Raw genomic sequence first — 2599 nt, forward strand, 5'->3', positions numbered from 1 at the left:
GACGGATCACCTGCACCGCTATTCCCCGCCCGCCGATCGCCCGGTGCTCGACCTGCGCATCGACCGGGTAAGCCCATTGGGTGGGGGCGTCACCCTCTTTGACCTGCGCGCAGCCGACGGTAGCCCCCTGCCGGGATGGGAGGCGGGCGCGCATCTCGACATCGTGGTCGCACCCGAATTTCTGAGACCTTATTCCCTGACAGGCGATCCCGCCGACCGGCACCGCTACCGCATCGCCGTGCTGCGCGAAACCGCCGGACGCGGCGGATCGGATCTGGCCCATCGGATTTTCACGCCGGGGCGGCGCATCTTCGCGGCCCGACCCGCGAACCATTTCCCGCTGGAGGAAGCCGCCCCCTTCTCGCTCCTGCTGGGCGGGGGCATCGGGATCACTCCGATGATCGCCTTCGCGCACCGCCTGCACGCCCTCGGGCGGGGCTTTGCGCTGCATTACTCCGCCCCCACGCGCGAACGCGCCGGGTTCGCCGATTATCTCGCCGCTACGGAATGGCACAAAGCAACCTATCTGCACCTCTCTGACGAAGGCAGCCGCCTGAATGCGACCCGGCTTTTGACCGATCTGCCCCAAGGGAGCCATGTCTACATCTGCGGCCCCGAAACCTACATGGCTGACATGCTCCGCGCGGCTGCAGACGCGGGCCTGCCGGAAGCGAACATTCACCGCGAATATTTCGCCGCCCCGACCGTACCGGACCGGCCCAACCACCCCTTCACGCTGCGGCTCGCCTCGGGGCGAATGGTAGAGGTCGCCCAAAACCAGTCTGCCGCCGAAGCGCTCGTACGCGCTGGCATTCCGGTTCCACTGAAATGCAGCGATGGCATCTGCGGGGTCTGCCAATGCGGTCTGCGCGGAGGCGCGGTTGACCACCGCGATCATGTCCTGTCGCAAGCCCAGCGGAAAGAGCGGATCATCCTGTGCCAATCCCGCGCAGCCGAACCGGGCGGGATCGTCGAAATCGATCTCTGATCCTGCTTCCAAATGGCAAAAAATCCCCGCCGGAGGCTCCGCCGCTTTCCAACAGCGCCCCGGGCGGCTATGACGCGCGCAGTTCCCCAAAGAGGCCCGCCATGACGTTCGACCGTTCGCTGAAAATCGCCCCCTCCATCCTTGCCGCAGATTTCGCCGCCTTCGGCGCGGAATGCGAAGCGGTGGAGGCGCAGGGCGCAGATTGGGTGCATGTTGATGTGATGGACGGTCACTTCGTGCCCAACATCAGCTTCGGCCCCGCAACCTGTGCCGCCATTCGTCCGCATATCAAGGGCGTGATGGACGTTCACCTGATGATCGCGCCTGTGGACCCTTATATCGACGCTTTCGCAGCGGCGGGGGCGGATATCCTGACCGCCCATGTCGAGGCGGGGCCGCATATTCACCGCACCCTGCAGGCGATCCGCGCGGCGGGCTGCAAGGGGGGGGTGGCGATCAACCCCGGCACCCCTGCCGAAGCAGTGGCGGATCTGCTCGATCTGACGGACCTTGTCTGCGTCATGACGGTGAACCCCGGCTTCGGCGGGCAGAAGTTCATCGACATGACAGACAAGATCCGCAAGCTGCGCCAGATGATCGGCGACCGCCCCGTGCATATCGAGATCGACGGCGGGGTCGATCCCGGCACCGCCCCGGCGGTCGTCAAGGCGGGCGCTGATGTGCTCGTGGCCGGATCTGCGGTGTTCAAGGGCGGCTCGGTTCAGGATCCGGCGCCCTACGGCGAAAACATCCGCGCCATTCGCGCCGCGGCGGAAGGCACCTGGACCTGATCAGTCTGGGGCGGGGCATACCCTTCGCCCCGCGCCGTCAGTCGAGCCTGTCCGCGAACGCGGCCAACAGCCGATGCTTAAGTATCTTGCCCGTGGGTGCCGCGGGCAGTTCCGTCGCCAGCACGATCTGGCTGGGACGTTTGTAGCCTGCAAGCTGCTCCTTGACGAAGGTGCGCAGTTCCTCAGCCGTCACATCGTCCCCGGGCGCGATCTGGACGAAGGCCAGCACCTCCTCGTCGCCGTCTTTCATCCTGCCAATGACCGCTGACTGGATCACCTTGGGGTGATCGTTCAGCGCCGCTTCGACCTCGGGCGGATAGACGTTGAATCCCCCGTGGATGATCAATTCCTTGCTGCGCCCCAGAATATGAAGGTGACCATGTTCGTCGATCCGGCCCAGATCGCCGGTCCGCAGCCATCCTTCGGCGTCCAGCGCCTTGGCCGTCTCTTCGGGATTGCGGTAGTAGCCCTTCATGATATGCGCGCCGCGCGTCTGCACCTCGCCCGAGCCTTCGCCGCCGCCCGGCACGCTGTCGTCGATACGGACTTCGACACCGGGCAAGGCGGGCCCCGTCGAGGTATCGGGCGAACCGATGGGATTGCGCGTGGCGCAGACGCCCGCGGTCGTTTCCGTCATGCCGTAGCCGTTCTGCAGGGCCACGCCATAGAACGCCTCCGCCTTGCGTTTCCACGCAGGATCGAGCGGCGCCGCCCCGGAGGAAACATAGCGCAGCCGGTCCGAGCCGAGCGAGGTGAGACCCTGCTCCTTGGTGTATTGCATCAGCAGGGCATGCATCTGCGGAACGGCGGACAGCAGCGT

The 2599-nt window shown here is 65.9% G+C and carries 3 protein-coding genes; 2 read left to right on the forward strand and 1 reads right to left on the reverse strand.

All coding sequences use genetic code 11. The features are described from left to right. Both A3728_RS11835 and rpe read left to right on the forward strand, forming a co-directional pair. Positions 1-988: PDR/VanB family oxidoreductase (locus tag A3728_RS11835; RefSeq protein ID WP_150120760.1), on the forward strand; the 988-nt coding region annotated here is incomplete at its 5' end. 101 nt (positions 989-1089) lie between these two features. Next, positions 1090-1779, forward strand: coding sequence for a ribulose-phosphate 3-epimerase (rpe, locus tag A3728_RS11840; protein WP_067923833.1), 690 nt, complete (start codon positions 1090-1092; stop codon positions 1777-1779). Positions 1780-1816: 37 nt separating this feature from the next. On the opposite strand, the gene A3728_RS11845 is transcribed toward rpe, so the two are convergent. Then, on the reverse strand, positions 1817-2599 hold a 783-nt coding region (locus A3728_RS11845), incomplete at its 5' end, for a class I adenylate-forming enzyme family protein (protein ID WP_150120761.1).

It is taken from the genome of Sulfitobacter sp. HI0040 (assembly GCF_001634885.1).
Lineage (GTDB): Bacteria > Pseudomonadota > Alphaproteobacteria > Rhodobacterales > Rhodobacteraceae > Sulfitobacter.